The sequence below is a fragment of the Salinivibrio sharmensis genome (assembly GCF_001995985.1).
GTDB classification, from domain to species: Bacteria; Pseudomonadota; Gammaproteobacteria; order Enterobacterales; family Vibrionaceae; genus Salinivibrio; species Salinivibrio sharmensis.
This window is the reverse complement of sequence record NZ_MUFC01000014.1, coordinates 1-16,139: the sequence shown is the minus strand read 5'-3', so window position 1 is coordinate 16,139 and position 16,139 is coordinate 1. Positions and strand designations below refer to the sequence as shown.

The window sequence follows — 16,139 nt, the reverse complement described above, 5'->3', positions numbered from 1 at the left end:
ACCTCTCGCGACGGGTGCGTGATAATCATTAATACAACTGCAATCTAAGGCACAGTGATGAGCCAAGACGAATATTTTTCTGTGCGAGCGGCGATTCGTATCAATGTTGAGCCACTTGCCGACAACCAAGCACAACCCGATGCGGACGCCTTCATGGCCGAAATACCAGCGCCTTTCCGCCTCGCCAGCCAGTGCGGCCAGCTCGATAGTGATGTGGAAAAAGATTTAAAGGCTATCGATCCGGAGGATGCCTCCGCATTATTTCGCGTTCTACAGGCTCAAAACGAAAAAATGACACTGATGATGGGCTATATGCTTAGCCACGAAGATCAGCCCGACCATCGCTTTATGACCCACGCATTTGGGGCGAGCAGTTTTTCTTATCATAGTCATTCACCGCTTAAAAAAGGCGTGCACGCGCGCGTGAAGGTGTTTCTCGATTATCCGCCGACGGCCATCTATTGCTACGGCGTCGTGACAGGATGCGAGCCACATACCGACAGCGATCAAGAAAACCCTGACTATGTGATCCAAATTCAGTACACGCGTTTATTGGAAGAAGACCGCGACACGCTCATTCGTGCTGCGTTACATCATCAACAAAGACTCTTAAAAAAGCGTGCACGAAACCGCAAACAATCAAGCAGTTAAACTCATGACCCAACAACCGCTCTATGCTTTTACGCTGCCCTCTGGGCCAGGCGATGTTAAACATCTTGGTAATTTATCTGGGGCTGCTTTACCGCTAGCCATTGCCACGCTCACCCAGCAACACGCCGGTCCGGTGTTTCTTTTGGTGCCGGACAACCAAACCGCCGTGCGTTTGCAGCCCGCCATTCGCCAATTTACTCAAGGCCATTGCGATCTCTTTCCTGACTGGGAAACCCTGCCCTACGACAGTTTCTCGCCCCATCAGGATATTATTTCCGCGCGTTTGTCGTGTTTGTATCAACTGCCACATCAACAAGATGGCGTCCTGATTGCACCGGCGAGCACCGCATTACAGCGCGTGACGCCACGACATTTTCTCCATCAACACGCCTTAATGGTGAAAAAAGGCGATATTTTATCGCTAGAAAAACTGCGCGATCAGCTCACCGATGCGGGCTATCGTCATGTTGATCAAGTCATGGAGCATGGCGAATTTGCCAGCCGAGGCTCGATTCTCGACTTGTTCCCGATGGGCAGTGACGAGCCTTATCGTATTGACTTTTTTGACGATGAAGTCGACACCATTCGTCAATTTGACCCGGAAAACCAGCGCTCAAACGGGGAGCTGGAACACATCCAGCTGTTGCCGGCACACGAATTTCCTACCGATGATGCCGCAGTGGAGTATTTTCGTGGCCGTTTTCGCGAGCATTTTGAGGCACGCCGAGAGCCAGAATCCATTTACCAGCAGGTAAGTAAAAAAACCTGGCCGGCGGGGATTGAATACTGGCTGCCGCTGTTTTTTGAACAAACAGAAACCTTGTTTGATTATTTGCCTGACAATACGTTGGTATTATCAGTTGGCGACATTGAGAGCGCCATTGATCATTTCCAAGCCGACGTGGCAAATCGCTATGATCAGCGTCGCGTCGATCCGCTTCGCCCACTGCTCCCCCCCGATGCGCTGTGGTTAAGCAAAGAGGCACTATTTACTACCCTTAAGCACTACCCACGCTTAAAACTAGAAAGTGACACTGTCACTGAAAAGGCAGGGCGAGAAAACCTCGATATTGCGCCGCTGCCAACGTTAACGGTCAACCACCAAGCCAAAGAGCCACTCGCCGCGCTGCGCCAATTTAGTGAGCAATTTAACGGCGACATCATTTTCTCAGTCGAGTCTGAAGGGCGACGCGAAGCCCTGCTCGATCTCCTCGCCCAAGCCAAGATTCGCCCTATGGTGGCTGATGGCCTGCCCGAGGCGATAGCGCAGCCTGGCCGGTTTGGTTTAATCATCGGCCCAGTTGACCAAGGCTTTATTGACAACAGCCGCCAGTTTGCGCTGATTTGTGAAAGCGATATGTTTGGCGAGCGTGCGGTGCAGCAACGCCGCCGCGACAAGCGAAAGCAGAGTGTCAGCAGCGATGCGGTGATCAGAAGCTTGGCCGAATTAAAACCTGGCCAACCCGTTGTGCATCTTGAGCACGGCATTGGACGCTACCAAGGCTTACAAACTCTGGAAGCTGGCGGGCTCAAAACCGAATATATGACGCTGGAATACCAACAAGGCGCCAAGTTATATGTTCCGGTGGGCGCACTACACTTGATTAGCCGCTATTCAGGTGGCGCGGAAGAGAGCGCGCCTGTGCATAAACTTGGCGGAGAAGCCTGGGAAAAAGCACGCCGCCGCGCCGCAGAGAAAGTACGTGATGTCGCCGCCGAACTGCTTGATGTTTATGCCAAGCGAGAAACCAAGCCTGGCTTTGCCTTTAGCCATGACAAAGACGCCTATCGCGCCTTCCGGGCGACCTTCCCGTTTGAAGAAACCAGTGATCAATCACAAGCCATCAATGCGGTGCTCTCAGACATGTGCCGCCCCATTGCCATGGACCGTTTGGTGTGTGGCGATGTCGGCTTTGGTAAAACCGAAGTGGCCATGCGTGCCGCCTTCTTAGCGGTCAATAACAGCAAGCAAGTGGCTGTATTAGTCCCCACCACCTTGCTGGCGCAACAGCATTTCGAGAATTTCCGTGACCGCTTCGCTAACCTCCCCGTTCGGGTCGAGGTACTCTCACGCTTTAAGTCTGCAAAAGAGCAAAAAGCGATTTTGGCCGATTGTGAAGCAGGCAAAGTGGACATTCTGATTGGTACCCATAAGTTGCTGCAATCGGATGTGAAGCTGCGCGACCTTGGATTATTGATTGTCGATGAAGAGCATCGCTTTGGCGTTCGCCAGAAAGAGAAAATTAAGGCCATGCGCGCCAATGTCGATATTCTCACATTAACCGCCACGCCGATCCCAAGAACGCTTAATATGGCGATGAGTGGCATGCGCGATCTCTCGATTATCGCCACCCCACCGTCGCGTCGCCTCGCAGTCAAAACTTTTGTCCGTGAACGCGAAGACAGTCTGATTAAAGAGTCATTACTGCGTGAGATTATGCGCGGTGGCCAAGTGTACTTTTTACACAATGATATCGAGACCATAGAAAAAACGGCTAATGAAATCAGTGAGATGATCCCAGAAGCGCGCGTGACCGTGGCCCATGGCCAAATGCGCGAGCGTGAGCTAGAAAAGATCATGAGCGATTTCTACCATCAACGATACAACGTGCTGGTATGTACCACCATTATCGAAACCGGTATCGATATTCCCTCAGCCAACACCATTATCATCGATCGTGCTGACCACTTTGGCCTGGCGCAACTCCACCAGCTGCGCGGCCGTGTGGGTCGCTCACACCATCAAGCCTATGCTTACTTGCTCACTCCGCACCCTAAACGGATGACCAAAGATGCAGTCAAACGACTGGAAGCCATTGCGTCACTCGAAGATCTTGGCGCCGGCTTTACCCTTGCCACTCAAGATTTGGAAATACGTGGCGCGGGCGAGTTACTAGGAGACGAGCAAAGTGGTCAAATCCAATCTATTGGTTTCACTTTGTACATGGACATGCTTGAGCAGGCCGTTGAGGCACTCAAAGAAGGCAAAGAGCCAAGCTTAGATGCCCTTCTTAATGAGCAAACCGACATTGAACTGCGCCTGCCTGCACTGTTACCGGATGACTATATTCCCGATATCAACATGCGTTTGTCGATGTACAAACGCATTGCCAGCGCCAAGTCCAATGATGACATCAATGAGCTGCAAGTTGAGTTGATAGACCGTTTTGGTCTACTACCTGACGCCACCAAGAATCTGCTTCATATCCAGCAGCTCAAGATACGCGCCGCTGCATTAGGGGTGAAAAAGATCGAAGCCAGTGATCGTGGCGGCATGGTCGAGTTTCATGAGGACGCGCAAATTGATCCCGGATTCTTGGTCGGGCTGTTACAATCGCGGCCAGACAAGTATAAATTCGACGGGCCAACCAAAATTAAGTTTATCGAAAGTCTCACCGATCGACGGGAGCGGATGAACTTTATTGATGAGCTGTTGACTCAATTTGCAAGCCACCAACTGGTCGCATAATGGCTTGCCAAAGAAAACGGAGTAACCTGTGAAAAATCATTCATGTCACCCACCAGGCTGGCTAGCACGCTATGCCAAACAGAGCCTTTGGGCGTTGCTACTGATCTCACTTAGCCAACCGGTTTTAGCTAAGCGGCTTTATGATGTCGAATTGATTGTGTTTAAACGCAACCAAGACCCTGCCAGCGTCGAGGAGAGCTGGCCGGCACAAACCGATATGGGATCGGTACGTGGTGCAACGCCAGTGACGAATAACAGCGCGCTACAAAATGCAGGACTCACCCCGCTGCCACGTAGTCAATGGCAGCTCACGGGCGCTTATAATAAGCTTTCTAATCATGCGGGTTTTACGCCCATGGTGCATGTTGCATGGCGTCAAGATGACAGTGGCCGCGCTGCCCTGCCTTTGCTGCGTGTCAGTGCCGGAAAAGACTATCGCGACCGTTTTAATCCAGACGGTACGCCGGTGACAGCGCAACCTACCTCGTCGAGCAAGAGCAATACAGCGTCAGATAGCGAACAAACGTGGGACGAGCAGGCGCTTGAAACCGCGCCCCCTCGCCAGCCCCTCTATGAGCTAGATGGGACACTGCGCGTTTACGTGCAGCATTACTTGTTCGTCGAGGCCGACATGGTGCTACGAGAGCCAAGCGAGCGGCGCGCACTGGTTGAAGACGTGGTCAATATGCCACTGCAAACCACAGATGCGCAGCAAGGTGCCTCATCAAAGACGGATAACGTGCAAGTTGCGGGCTTAGAAAAGGTGAAGAAGCAGTACCACATCGAGCGCTTTTTACAGCCTTATGCATTTACACACAAACGACGAATGCGCAGTGGCGAAATCCACTATTTAGATAACCCCATGATGGGCATGATCATCCAGGTGCGTAAAGTTCAGGATCAATAAGGTCCCGACTGTCGGTGCGACCTATAAGCCTTAAAACAAGAAAGCCGGTGTGACCACACCGGCTTTTTACTCAACAATCATAGGCACGCAATCAGCATGCCGATGCCTACCCGAACGCCCCACTTATGATGGCGTTTTACTCTGTGAACGAGATGGGTTGGACTTACCGCCACTTGGTTTGTTGGTATGGCGACGGTTTTTCCCCACCGGTTTGTGACCACGTGCATTGTCACCAGAGCGTTGACCATCCTGACGCGGTTTGTTCTTTTTCGGTTTCTTGGGCTTGATGGGCCGCGTATCGAGCTTAGACTCTGGCAATGGGTTTGCCACCGGAAAGTCTGCCAAGCTATGGCGCGGGAGGACCTGTTTAATCAAGCGTTCAATGGCAAACAGATCTTTGGCTTCATCAGCACACACTAAAGACACCGCATTGCCTACCGCCCCCGCACGACCGGTGCGGCCAATACGGTGAACATAATCTTCCGCCACATGGGGTAAATCGAAGTTCACCACTTGTGGCAACTGGGCAATATCAATACCACGCGCTGCGATATCCGTTGCCACCAACACTCGCACATCACCGGTTTTGAATTGTTCAAGCGCTTTGGTGCGCGCGCCTTGGCTCTTGTTACCATGAATGGCGGCGGCACTTACGCCGTACTCATCCAGATAACGCGACAAGCGGTTGGCGCCGTGCTTGGTTTTGCTAAACACCAACACCTGCTGCCAATTATTGTCAGCAATCAAAGAAAGCAGCATCGCAGGCTTTTGCTTCTTATCAACCGGATAAATGCACTGCTCCACCCCTGTCGCGGTTTGGTTCGCAGGGCTCACCGAGATCTCAACTGGGTTATTCACCAGCTCTTTCGCCAGCTGGCGGATGTCATCTGAAAAGGTGGCAGAGAACAGCAAGTTTTGACGCTTGGCTGGCAACAGTCCCAAGATCTTGCGGATATCACGAATAAACCCCATGTCTAGCATGCGATCAGCTTCATCCAATACCAGCACTTCAAGCTGAGAAAAACGCACCGCGTTTTGCTGATACAGATCCAACAAGCGCCCTGGCGTGGCCACCAGCACATCGGCGCCTTTGCGAAGCTTCATCATCTGCGGATTTATCTTCACTCCGCCAAATACCACCATAGAGCTCAGCGACGTATGCTGGCTGTACTGCTCAACATTTTTATGTACTTGGGCGGCAAGCTCGCGGGTTGGGGTCAGAATCAGCGTGCGTACATGGTTTGGACGCGCACGTTTACCCGCTTGTAAACGCTCTAAAATAGGCAAAGTAAAGCCCGCCGTTTTACCTGTACCGGTTTGCGCGGCAGCCATGACATCTTGGCCTTCAATCACCGCTGGAATCGCTTTTTCCTGAATCGGTGAGGGTGTGGTATAGCCTTGCTCTTGCACGGCTTTTAGTAGGGGTGCAGATAGTCCTAAAGAGGAGAAACTCATCAATTGATCTCAATAAATAAAAAATGTCGTCACAGGCCGCATGGCCCGTCACTTAGGGTCATGAATATCAATATCGTGTTGTGAGAAAAACTCGGCGTCAGGAGGGTTGCTCTAGAAGTGATATCAATAATCTTGATTACCGCGCCATTGTGACGACTTTCACGCCACGCGGCAACCACTATCGTTGATCCGCGGCAATAAAAAAACCGAGGACACGCCTCGGTTTTGTCAGCGAATACGTTGTATTAATGCAGCTTTAGGCTTGGGCGCAATACACGGTTAATCCGTCCAACCAGCATCATCAAGCCGGTTTTGACATAACCGTGCAACGCAATTTGGTGCATCCGGTACAACGAGATATAAACCATGCGAGCAATCCGGCCCTCGATCATCATCGAGCCTTTGGTCAGGTTACCCATCAAGCTACCCACGGTAGAAAAGCGGCTGAGTGAGACTAACGAACCGTGATCTTTAAAGACATACGGTTTGAGTTCACGTCCATTCAACTTCGCCACAATGTTACTAAAACAGCGACTCGCCATCTGGTGGGCAGATTGCGCGCGTGGTGGCACTTTGCTGCCATCTTCTTGTGTACACGCCGCGCAGTCACCAATCACAAAGATGTTTTCGTCACGGGTGGTCTGCAAGGTGTTTTCTACTTCTAGCTGATTGATACGGTTGGTTTCTAAACCGGCAATATCTTTCAAAAAGTCAGGGGCTTTAATGCCTGCTGCCCACACCATAATATCAGCGTGGATGCGCTCGCCTTCTTTGGTTTCCAGCCCTTCCTCATCGGCCTTGGTGACAAAGGTATTGGTTTTCACCTTCACGCCTAACTTTAATAGCTCTTGATGTGCGGCACTGGAAATGCGTGGCGGCAGCGCGGGCAAGATCCGCTCACCGGCTTCAACCAAGGTCACGTTCAATTTCGAGTTATCGAGGTCACGGAAGCCATAGTTACGCAACTCTTTAATCGCATTGTGTAGCTCGGCAGACAGCTCTACCCCTGTCGCGCCCGCACCCACAATAGCGATATCGACACTGCCTTGGCCGTGCTTGGCATGCAAGCGCATAAACTCGTTGTTCATCTCACGACGGAAACGATGCGCCTGCTTGGGGTTGTCGAGGAAAATACAATTGTCCCGCACCCCTGGGGTGTTGAAGTCGTTCGACGTTGAGCCAATCGCCATCACTAAGATGTCGTACTCCAGCTCACGCTCAGGCATCAACAGCTCATTGTTTTCATCATACATGGGCGCGAGGGTGATCACTTTCTGATCACGGTCAATGTCCCACAGCGTGCCCATTTGGAAATCAAAGCCATGGTTTTTAGCGTGGGCACGATAGCTCAGTGCATCGACGCCCTCGTCCATTGAACCGGTCGCCACTTCGTGTAATAACGGTTTCCAAAGGTGGCTGCTATTTTTGTCCACCAAGGTGATCTCTGCACGACGCTTGCGGCCTAACGTGCGGCCCAGCTTGGTTGCAAGCTCAAGCCCGCCTGCACCGCCACCGACAACGATAATTTTGGTCACTTCTACATCCTTACCTAATTAAAAAATACACGCTAGCCGCCCATCGGCGACTGGCTAAAACTGGCACTCATTGGCATTTTGTCAGTAACTAACAACATCTATTGCGTATTCTGCGTTCTTTTTTATTGGGTTGTTCGTCAACGCAAGGCTCTATTTTGCCGTAAAACGACAATTACTTCGAGCCTTGTCTGCGCTTAATTAATGGATTACATGTAGGAAAATTACACCAAATGCTCGCAACACTGTGGTTACGAGCATGGCATTAGGCCGATTGTTTAAACTGGGCAATGGCTTGTAGATGGGCGGAGAGGTTTTTAAATTTGTGGGTTTGTTTTTCATCCCAGCGCACCGGATAAAAAGGCGACAACAGGTGATAACTGCGCTGGCTGTCTAGCACCTCATCTTCGCGCGACAAGATAACTAATGCACGCTGTTGATTCCGCTGGCGAAAATCGGTAACGCATTTCGTGGCGATGTCTTCATACTCTTCCGGACGGTCGATTTTGCCCTGCATATTCTCGTAAGGATGCAGATTGGGGTTAATCATCACCTGCTTAATGCCGCACAGAAAGCCAATGCGCTCAGACCAATAAGCCCCCAAGCCGACACCGCAGATCAAAGGGTCTGGATCGCTACTCGCGTCAATTTGAGTCTGAACCTGTTTCAGCAGGTGTTGCATATCGTGCTTAGGGTGCATGGTGCTGTAGTTGATGGTACGGACATCGTCATCGACAAATTGAAGCTGCAGCACTTTTTCATGGTTGCCTGGGCTAGTGGCATCGAAACCGTGAAGGTATATGATCATGTAAAGCCGTCCTTGGTTGTCGCGGAGCTGTGACCCTTATCAATAGCATAGCCCTCCAACCAGAAAAATGAGCAAGATCACCTTAGAAATAATCAGGGTATTGGTGTGACCGCAATTACTGCAGTCAATCAGAGCCTGTCAAAAAAAAGCGTATAGGTCCTCTGTCCGCCCACCGAGCCACGCTAGCGACTCATATTATCGAGGCGTGTCTGCCACTCATTGAGGCTTTCCACCAGGTGGTTACGTTGCTCATCGTCTAAGCTGCGGTCCAGGCGCAACAGCCAGTCAAGCCGTCGCGAACGGTATATCGCCATTTCGGTTTCGGCCTCTGGCCCCGCTCGCCACGCCACCACATCATCGACCCATTGGGCCAGCGCCGCCTCGGTATCGATCGATTGTCTGTTATTGATAATGTTGAACAGACGGCTGACTAACCGCTCGCGTACTTGACGGAATGTCGGCATCGCCGCTTGTTGGTATTGCGCCATTTCGGCGAACAGCGGCTGCTGATCGCGGTCGGTATCACCCACCCACTCTTCGGTATCTTCTTCTAAGTCATCGCGCTGATAGGCAAACTGCTCGTCCTCAGAACGCTTGGCGCGGCGCTGAGTGGCTTGTTCAATTTCCTCTTCCATCCACTGCGTGAGTGCTTTGGCTTGCTCATCGTCAAAACTATCAAGTAAACGTGCGGTGGCGGGCACAAAAGCCTGTAACGTCGCGCGAATTCTCTCTTTCACCGCCTCTTGATGCGCGCGTAATTGCGCCATGGTGTGCCGCTCAGTGCTTTGCGAGGCGATCAATCCTAATCGCTCGGCAATCGCGGGCAATTCGTGAGTGCGGTGCCATTGTTGAATCTTATCGAGATCGGCTTTGACTTGGCGGGACTGCTCGGGGCGCAAATTGACTATATCGTCAATGTAGTAATGAATCCAAAACGGCAAGGTGTTGTAGGCCAGCTCTGTGGTACAGCCCACCAGCAAAAGCAAACAGCCAACTAACCACCCTGTTCGACAACCTTGTTTGACCATCCCTTCCTCCGTGTTCAATTAGCCTCGCCTTTGTGCCGCCAGCTGTTCAAAAAGCTGATTAGCCGCCTCTTTATAGGCCGGTAGCCGATACAACTTCGCACCTACCTCATACCAGCATAGCGCCAAATAGTCGGCAAACGGCAACCAAGCCAACACACGCCTGCGCACGGCCTCTACCGTCTTTATCTGCTGCTTGGCGCAGTAAGCTTCAATCACCGTATCGGGTTGAAGACCATTGGCACGACAAAACAGCGCAATATCAAGGTGCGCATCGGCCGTACGCGCATATTCCCAATCGAGCACTAAAGCGCCACGATGGGGCGTCATCACAACGTTGTAAGCGCCCAGATCCATGTGACACACCACCGGGATGTAACCCTGCTCGGCAGGTCGCTGCTCGATTGCCCAGGCTTTAATGTCGGCTAGACAACGCACGTTCCCGGCTGAAAGCTGCCGCTCATAATGCTGGCACTGTGCATCCACCGAGGCGGTTTCAACGTCAACCGGCAGTTGGTGTATACGAACCAACAGGTCAATTAAGATCGCTGTGTAATCATCGTTACATTGATCAAGTGGCTGACCGGGCACCCAGGGCACCAGTAAGCCTTCAGCCAACAGCGCAATCGGCTGGGGTGCCAACCCGTAATTGGCAGCCAAAGATTGTGCACTTGCTTCGCGGGAGCGTTCGATGTCAAATGCCCTGACTGCTTGGCTATTAGGACGCCATACACTCAGCCCACCTTGAGAGTCCGTCAAACGCAAGCATCGGTTGGTCAAGCCTGCTTCCAGTGGCTCAACCGCCGTAATCTGGGTAGGTTGCGCGTAATATCGGCTTAGCTCGGTGTTAAGCTTGGCCGCTAGCGCTGGTGCCCAATCATTCACTGACAAACGATTCAACACCTTGCCACGCGATAACACCAGAGTGTAAGTCCATCAGCTGTAAACGCAGTCGATGCGGACTGCGGCCAATGATTTTGCCACTTAGCTGATATTCAGCCCCCAACATGCGGCCATATTGAACAATGGTAGAGGGATCGACCAATGCCTGATTTTGCGCAAGCCCAAGGGATTGACGCACCGCTTGTACTCTCACCTCTGGTACTGGCGTGATGCGGCCAGCGCTAACGAGCCCCGCTTCAAGCTGCTCGGAATAGCGCTGTGTCGGAAAGTAGCTGTTACTGAGGTTTTGAATCGGCTGCACCAAGGTCACCGGCGAGGATTGCAACGGCTGACTATCGAGCAGTGCACGTACTGCTGCGCGCATCGCTAGCTCAACGCTCCGATGTGGCTGGCCAGATGCTGGCATGGGAGATGGGTTATCTGTGCCTGACGGTTGATAGACAGGTTGGGTGCGCGGCGCACAACCCACCAAACCGAGCAGAAAAATGGCCACCACGAGCTTGATTAGCTGTGGACGCTGACGTCCCAGCCAACGTGGAGACGAAAAAGCAGAGCAAACAAGTGCCATTGTGTTGTTTCCTAGATTGTAAACGTGAGTCTGCGGGTGTTTTGGGGCTTGAGCAGCCCCTAGTGGACAATCACCATACGGTATTGCGTCGCGCTTGCAGAAGGAACCTGAGTGTCAATGCGCTTTGAGGCTTCTGCTGGCAAGTTAATACGCTGCCACTCAGACGGCGAGGCCTCCACTTGCAGCCCTTGTTTGTCGTACCAATAAAAGCGGTAACGCATCCACTGGGAATGCTGGCTACGATTAATAAGCGTTAAACAGGTTTGTTGCATGGTCTTCGCATCGGCACACGCCCGCCGTTTAACGTCGAGTACCTGCGCCAGAGTAGTATCCGAATAAACCACAGATTGTCCTGGCGTGATCGAAAGAGATGGCTTGCCGGTGGTACATCCAGCCAACAGGCTCAGGGTTGCCAGTAAACACAACCATTTACCCATACTCTTGCCCTCTTAACGCTTATCTCGACTAGCCAACCACCATCGGCCCCAACGCACGGCCACCGACTAGATGCATGTGAATATGGTAAACCTCTTGTCCACCATGTTGATTACAGTTCATGATCAAGCGGTAACCGTCTTCGGCGATCCCTTCGTCAGCGGCCAGCTTCTTCGCCACGGTAATCATGCGCCCAAGCGCCAGTTCATCATCCGTCTCCACGTCGTTGGTGGTTGGGATCAGCTTATTCGGTACCACCAAAATATGCACAGGGGCACGCGGGTTGATATCGCGAAAGGCGGTCACGAGTTCGTCCTGGTACAAAACATCTGCGGGGATCTCTTTACGAATGATTTTGCTGAAAATGGTTTCTTCCGCCATGGTTCACTCCCTTTTATTGTTGTTTACCGCGCCAAGTATGCGGCAGCCCTACTTGAAGGGCAATATGCTGACTGTGCTAATGTACAACAATTGCGTCAACACTCGGTTAAAACTTGGTTAATCTCCTTAAACAATCAGGGGCTGAATCAAGTAATCGATTGCGTTACCATAGCGACAATGCCTTGACATGTAAGGATCACAGCATGACCACCCTATTATTTAAGAATGTCTCCGTTGTCAACGAAGGACAAGTTGTTGAAACGGACGTCCTCATTGAGCATGGCCGAATCAGCCAAATCGCCCAAGATATCAGCGCGCCCGCCGCGGCCGATTGCCGCGTGATTGATGCCACCGGCAAGCACCTTCTCCCAGGGATGATTGACGACCAAGTGCATTTTCGTGAGCCCGGTTTTCCGAAAAAAGGCACCATCGCCACCGAATCCAAAGCCGCTGTGGCGGGAGGCATTACCACCTACATGGAAATGCCTAACGTTAATCCACCTACCACGACGCTAGAGGCGCTGGAAGAAAAATACCAACGCGCCGCACAATCCAGCCATGCCAACTACGCGTTTTACTTGGGCGCGACCAACGACAATATCGACGAAATTCGTCGTTTAGACCCAAATAGCGCCTGCGGGGTAAAAGTGTTTATGGGCGCCTCCACGGGCAATATGCTGGTCAATAACCCAGAGACACTCAACGCCATTTTCGCTGATTGTCCCACGCTGATCGCGACCCATTGCGAAGACACCCCCATGATCAGTGAGCTAGAGAGTATTTACCGTGAAAAGTATGGCGACGACGTACCGATTGACGCCCATGCCCATATTCGCTCCAAAGAGGCATGCTTAAAATCTTCACAATTGGCGGTCAATTTAGCTAAAAAACACGGTACACGCTTACACGTACTCCACTTAACCACTGAAGATGAGCTGTATCAGTTTGAGCCTGCTAAAACGCTCGAAGCCCTGCAGCAAAAACAGATCACCGCGGAAGCCTGTGTCCATCACTTGTTTTTCAACCGTGATGATTACGCGACCAAAGGCACGCTGATCAAATGCAACCCAGCGATCAAAGAAGCTCACCATCAGCAAGCACTGATTCAAGCGGTCAAAGACGGCGTGATTGATGTGATTGCCACCGATCATGCGCCTCATACGTATGAAGAAAAGCAAAACAGCTATTTCAACGCGCCGGCTGGCCTGCCACTTGTGCAACATGCGTTACAAGTCGCCTTAGAGTTCTATCATCGTGGTATCTTCGATTTGCCTTTGGTGGTGCAAAAAGTCGCACACGCCCCTGCAGTGCGTTATCAGGTGAAAGATCGTGGCTTTATCCGCGAAGGCTACTGGGCCGATTTGGTCTTGGTGGATCTCAACCAAACCCAAACTGTTGGCAAAGACAACCTCTTCTACCAATGCCAATGGTCACCGTTTGACGGCCACACGTTTGGCTCTAGCATTGATATGACCATCGTCAATGGCCAAATCGCCTTTGAGCACGGTCAACACAGCGAAGAGCGCTATTCAACGCGCCTTGAGTTTGATCGTCAGTAAGTCATTGAACATGCGCGTCTAGCATGCATGCGCGCGACCCTGTGTCGCGCGCATAAAACAGATATTTCACTGTATAAAACGTCAACAAGGGTGTTTTTGTCTGACAGGTCAAACTCTGGCATCACAAACCTTGCACGCAATAACGATTTGCTTTTATATCCGAATCGTATATTGTGTGGGTGATATATGGATATTCACGCTGCTTGGTTTCAACACGGATGATGTTGAAAAGCTGTGTTCGCAAGGAGAGGTAACCTTAAGCGTCTTTCGGTTATCGCGACACTCGTATCCTACCTCTTCCACTGGCGCAAGCTGTTCATCATGCCTGTTTTGGCTATTGATGAAAGGCTCCAGCTGGCTGATATCCGCATCAGGGCGTGCATTGTGGCTCCGGCCAACAATGACCAACCCAACACGAATGACGGGCGTTTGCGTATAAATCGCGGGCGACCATCCAAATCATCGAGTATGTACCGTGCCAACGATACTGAACAAACTCAGCATCAAAGGCTATCGGATACCTCGTGACGTCGAATAATCAACCAGTGAGGTGATGATGTCTTCATCTGCTTCTAAGCCACTTCTCAGTGTCGAAAATCTGAGTGTGTCATTTACCACCAACGACGGCATGGTCGATGCCGTTAAAAATGTTAGCTTTGACATCATGCCCGGTGAAACCGTGGCAATCGTTGGTGAATCAGGGTCGGGAAAATCGGTTTCTAGTAGCGCGGTGATGGGGCTGCTCCCCAATAACGCACTGGTTAAGCCAGCCTCTAAAGTGACCTTTAATGACACCAATGTGTTGACGCTATCCACCAAGCAAATTCAGAAGATGCGCGGCGATCGTGTTGCCATGATCTTCCAAGAGCCGATGACCTCGCTTAACCCGTATATGCGTGTTGGCGAGCAGTTGACCGAAGCGATTCAATGTCACCATCGCACTACGGCTGAGAAAGCAAAACAGCGCATCATCGACTTGCTGAACCTGGTTCACTTGCCTAACCCAACCAGCGCGTTAGAAAAGTATCCGCACGAGTTTTCTGGCGGTCAGCTACAACGCATCATGATTGCCATGGCACTGGTTAACGAACCGGATTTGTTGATTGCCGACGAACCAACCACCGCGCTTGATGTGACCGTGCAAGCGGAAGTGCTTAATCTGATTGGCGAGCTCCAGCAAAAAATGGGCATGGCCATCATGTTTATTTCGCATGATCTCGGCGTGGTGAAACACCTGGCCGATCGTGTGGTGGTCATGTGTAAAGGCGAAGTGGTCGAAACCAACGACACCCAAGCCCTGTTCGAGAACCCACAAAAAGATTACACCAAGATGCTGATCGACGCGGTGCCACGTGGCCGTAAAGAAGCCCCGCAGGACGATGCAGAAAACTTGCTCACCGTGGATAACGTCACCATCAAATACTTCTTAGGTGCCGACTTCTTTGGTGGCAACAAACGCTACTTCGAAGCGGTCAGTGATATCAGCTTATCACTGCGTCGCGGCGAAACCTTGGGTATCGTCGGTGAGTCCGGCTCGGGCAAATCAACCCTAGGCCGCGCCATTATGCGCCTGTTACCCGTGGCTGAAGGTCGCGTTTGCTTTAAAGGCCAAGATATTCACGGGATCAAAAACAGCGAGAACAAAGCACTTTGCCGCGATATGCAGATGGTTTTCCAAGACCCATTTGGCTCTTTGTCGCCACGCATGACCGTCGGTGAAATCGTTGCCGAAGGCTTGCGCACGCATTTCCCCGAGTTGAGCAAAAAAGAGCGTCTCGAGCGAGTGAAAGATGCGTTGTATGAGGTACGCCTAGATACCTCAGCGATCAACCGTTATCCGCACGAGTTCTCCGGCGGTCAGCGTCAGCGTATCGCCATTGCTCGTGCACTGATTTTGAACCCTGCGTTTATCTTGCTGGATGAACCAACCTCGGCACTGGACCGCTCCGTACAGCTGACCGTGATCGACTTGCTGAAAGATATTCAGAAGCGTCATAACATCGGTTATCTGTTTATCAGCCACGATTTGAGTGTGGTTCGAGCCCTCTCCGATCGCGTGATGGTGATGCAAAAAGGGAAGGTCATGGAAGCGGGCACCCCAGAAGAAATCTTCCATAACCCGCAAAACGAGTATACGCGTAGTCTGATTGCCGCCTCGTTCGACCTGGCAGAAGAAGAAGTGGCCTAGCCCACACAGTGATGCCCAAACGGGCAACATGGTTAGAAAAAAATGCGCCAATTTGGCGCATCAGACTGCTGACAAAGGTCTAGCTTTCGAGCTAGACCTTTGATCTAATAGGAGTGTCGCAATAGGGATGCTCCGGTATGCTTCAAGAACCTTCTCCACACCAATATGAACTTGAAATGGTGACGATGGAACAACTTGTTCCCAAAGACCATCTTGTTCGTAAAATCGACCGTGCCATCGACTTCGAGTTTATTCGAG

The 16,139-nt window shown here is 51.5% G+C and carries 13 protein-coding genes; 5 read left to right on the top strand and 8 right to left on the bottom strand.

Going from position 1 to position 16,139, the window contains the following annotated elements; all coding sequences use genetic code 11:
* The first annotated feature begins 57 nt into the window (after window positions 1–57).
* The 3 genes from BZG74_RS12275 to BZG74_RS12265 are packed head-to-tail and all read left to right on the top strand — an operon-like array spanning window position 58 to window position 5,027.
* Window positions 58–651, top strand: a complete 594-nt coding sequence (locus BZG74_RS12275; protein WP_077772865.1) for a hypothetical protein — start codon at window positions 58–60, stop codon at window positions 649–651.
* A gap of 4 nt (window positions 652–655) precedes the next feature.
* Window positions 656–4,120: a transcription-repair coupling factor gene (gene mfd, locus BZG74_RS12270; RefSeq protein ID WP_077772864.1), complete on the top strand. Its 3,465-nt coding sequence runs from the start codon at window positions 656–658 to the stop codon at window positions 4,118–4,120.
* Between the two features lie 28 nt (window positions 4,121–4,148).
* The gene (locus BZG74_RS12265; protein ID WP_077772863.1) at window positions 4,149–5,027 is read left to right on the top strand and encodes a peptidoglycan binding protein CsiV; all 879 of its coding nucleotides are present in this window, start codon (window positions 4,149–4,151) and stop codon (window positions 5,025–5,027) included.
* A 123-nt stretch (window positions 5,028–5,150) separates the two neighbouring features.
* Here the strand turns inward: BZG74_RS12265 and BZG74_RS12260 are convergent, their stop codons facing one another.
* From BZG74_RS12260 to hinT, 8 genes are all read right to left on the bottom strand, one after another.
* On the bottom strand, window positions 5,151–6,482 hold the full coding sequence (locus BZG74_RS12260) for a DEAD/DEAH box helicase (protein ID WP_077772862.1): 1,332 nt from the start codon (window positions 6,480–6,482) through the stop codon (window positions 5,151–5,153).
* 245 nt (window positions 6,483–6,727) lie between these two features.
* A complete protein-coding gene (locus BZG74_RS12255; RefSeq protein WP_077772861.1) occupies window positions 6,728–8,017 on the bottom strand; it encodes an NAD(P)/FAD-dependent oxidoreductase in 1,290 nt (429 codons plus the stop codon).
* Window positions 8,018–8,279: 262 nt separating this feature from the next.
* On the bottom strand, window positions 8,280–8,822 hold the full coding sequence (ycfP, locus tag BZG74_RS12250) for an alpha/beta hydrolase YcfP (protein ID WP_077772860.1): 543 nt from the start codon (window positions 8,820–8,822) through the stop codon (window positions 8,280–8,282).
* A 182-nt stretch (window positions 8,823–9,004) separates the two neighbouring features.
* Window positions 9,005–9,850, bottom strand: coding sequence for a DUF6279 family lipoprotein (locus BZG74_RS12245; protein ID WP_077772859.1), 846 nt, complete (start codon window positions 9,848–9,850; stop codon window positions 9,005–9,007).
* 18 nt (window positions 9,851–9,868) lie between these two features.
* Window positions 9,869–10,732, bottom strand: coding sequence for a phosphotransferase (locus BZG74_RS12240; protein ID WP_235605760.1), 864 nt, complete (start codon window positions 10,730–10,732; stop codon window positions 9,869–9,871).
* Window positions 10,725–11,318, bottom strand: coding sequence for a hypothetical protein (locus tag BZG74_RS12235; RefSeq protein WP_077772857.1), 594 nt, complete (start codon window positions 11,316–11,318; stop codon window positions 10,725–10,727). The genes BZG74_RS12240 and BZG74_RS12235 overlap by 8 nt, the downstream gene beginning before the upstream one ends.
* A gap of 59 nt (window positions 11,319–11,377) precedes the next feature.
* Window positions 11,378–11,755: a DUF1425 domain-containing protein gene (locus BZG74_RS12230; RefSeq protein ID WP_077772856.1), complete on the bottom strand. Its 378-nt coding sequence runs from the start codon at window positions 11,753–11,755 to the stop codon at window positions 11,378–11,380.
* Between the two features lie 28 nt (window positions 11,756–11,783).
* A complete protein-coding gene (hinT, locus tag BZG74_RS12225; RefSeq protein ID WP_077772855.1) occupies window positions 11,784–12,134 on the bottom strand; it encodes a purine nucleoside phosphoramidase in 351 nt (116 codons plus the stop codon).
* Between the two features lie 203 nt (window positions 12,135–12,337).
* Here hinT and BZG74_RS12220 point away from each other — a divergent pair, with 203 nt between their 5' ends.
* On the top strand, window positions 12,338–13,693 hold the full coding sequence (locus BZG74_RS12220) for a dihydroorotase (RefSeq protein ID WP_077772854.1): 1,356 nt from the start codon (window positions 12,338–12,340) through the stop codon (window positions 13,691–13,693).
* A 556-nt stretch (window positions 13,694–14,249) separates the two neighbouring features.
* A complete protein-coding gene (locus BZG74_RS12215) occupies window positions 14,250–15,881 on the top strand; it encodes an ABC transporter ATP-binding protein (RefSeq protein WP_077772853.1) in 1,632 nt (543 codons plus the stop codon).
* The last annotated feature ends 258 nt before the right edge of the window (window positions 15,882–16,139 follow it).

Bases quoted from the DNA above. Each gene is read 5' to 3' on its own strand.
- BZG74_RS12275 (WP_077772865.1), top strand. From the start codon at position 58: ATGAGCCAAGACGAATATTTTTCTGTGCGAGCGGCGATTCGTATCAAT.
- mfd (WP_077772864.1), top strand. From the start codon at position 656: ATGACCCAACAACCGCTCTATGCTTTTACGCTGCCCTCTGGGCCAGGC.
- BZG74_RS12260 (WP_077772862.1), bottom strand. From the start codon at position 6,482: ATGAGTTTCTCCTCTTTAGGACTATCTGCACCCCTACTAAAAGCCGTG.
- ycfP (WP_077772860.1), bottom strand. From the start codon at position 8,822: ATGATCATATACCTTCACGGTTTCGATGCCACTAGCCCAGGCAACCAT.
- BZG74_RS12245 (WP_077772859.1), bottom strand. From the start codon at position 9,850: ATGGTCAAACAAGGTTGTCGAACAGGGTGGTTAGTTGGCTGTTTGCTT.
- BZG74_RS12235 (WP_077772857.1), bottom strand. From the start codon at position 11,318: ATGGCACTTGTTTGCTCTGCTTTTTCGTCTCCACGTTGGCTGGGACGT.
- BZG74_RS12230 (WP_077772856.1), bottom strand. From the start codon at position 11,755: ATGGGTAAATGGTTGTGTTTACTGGCAACCCTGAGCCTGTTGGCTGGA.
- hinT (WP_077772855.1), bottom strand. From the start codon at position 12,134: ATGGCGGAAGAAACCATTTTCAGCAAAATCATTCGTAAAGAGATCCCC.
- BZG74_RS12220 (WP_077772854.1), top strand. From the start codon at position 12,338: ATGACCACCCTATTATTTAAGAATGTCTCCGTTGTCAACGAAGGACAA.
- BZG74_RS12215 (WP_077772853.1), top strand. From the start codon at position 14,250: ATGTCTTCATCTGCTTCTAAGCCACTTCTCAGTGTCGAAAATCTGAGT.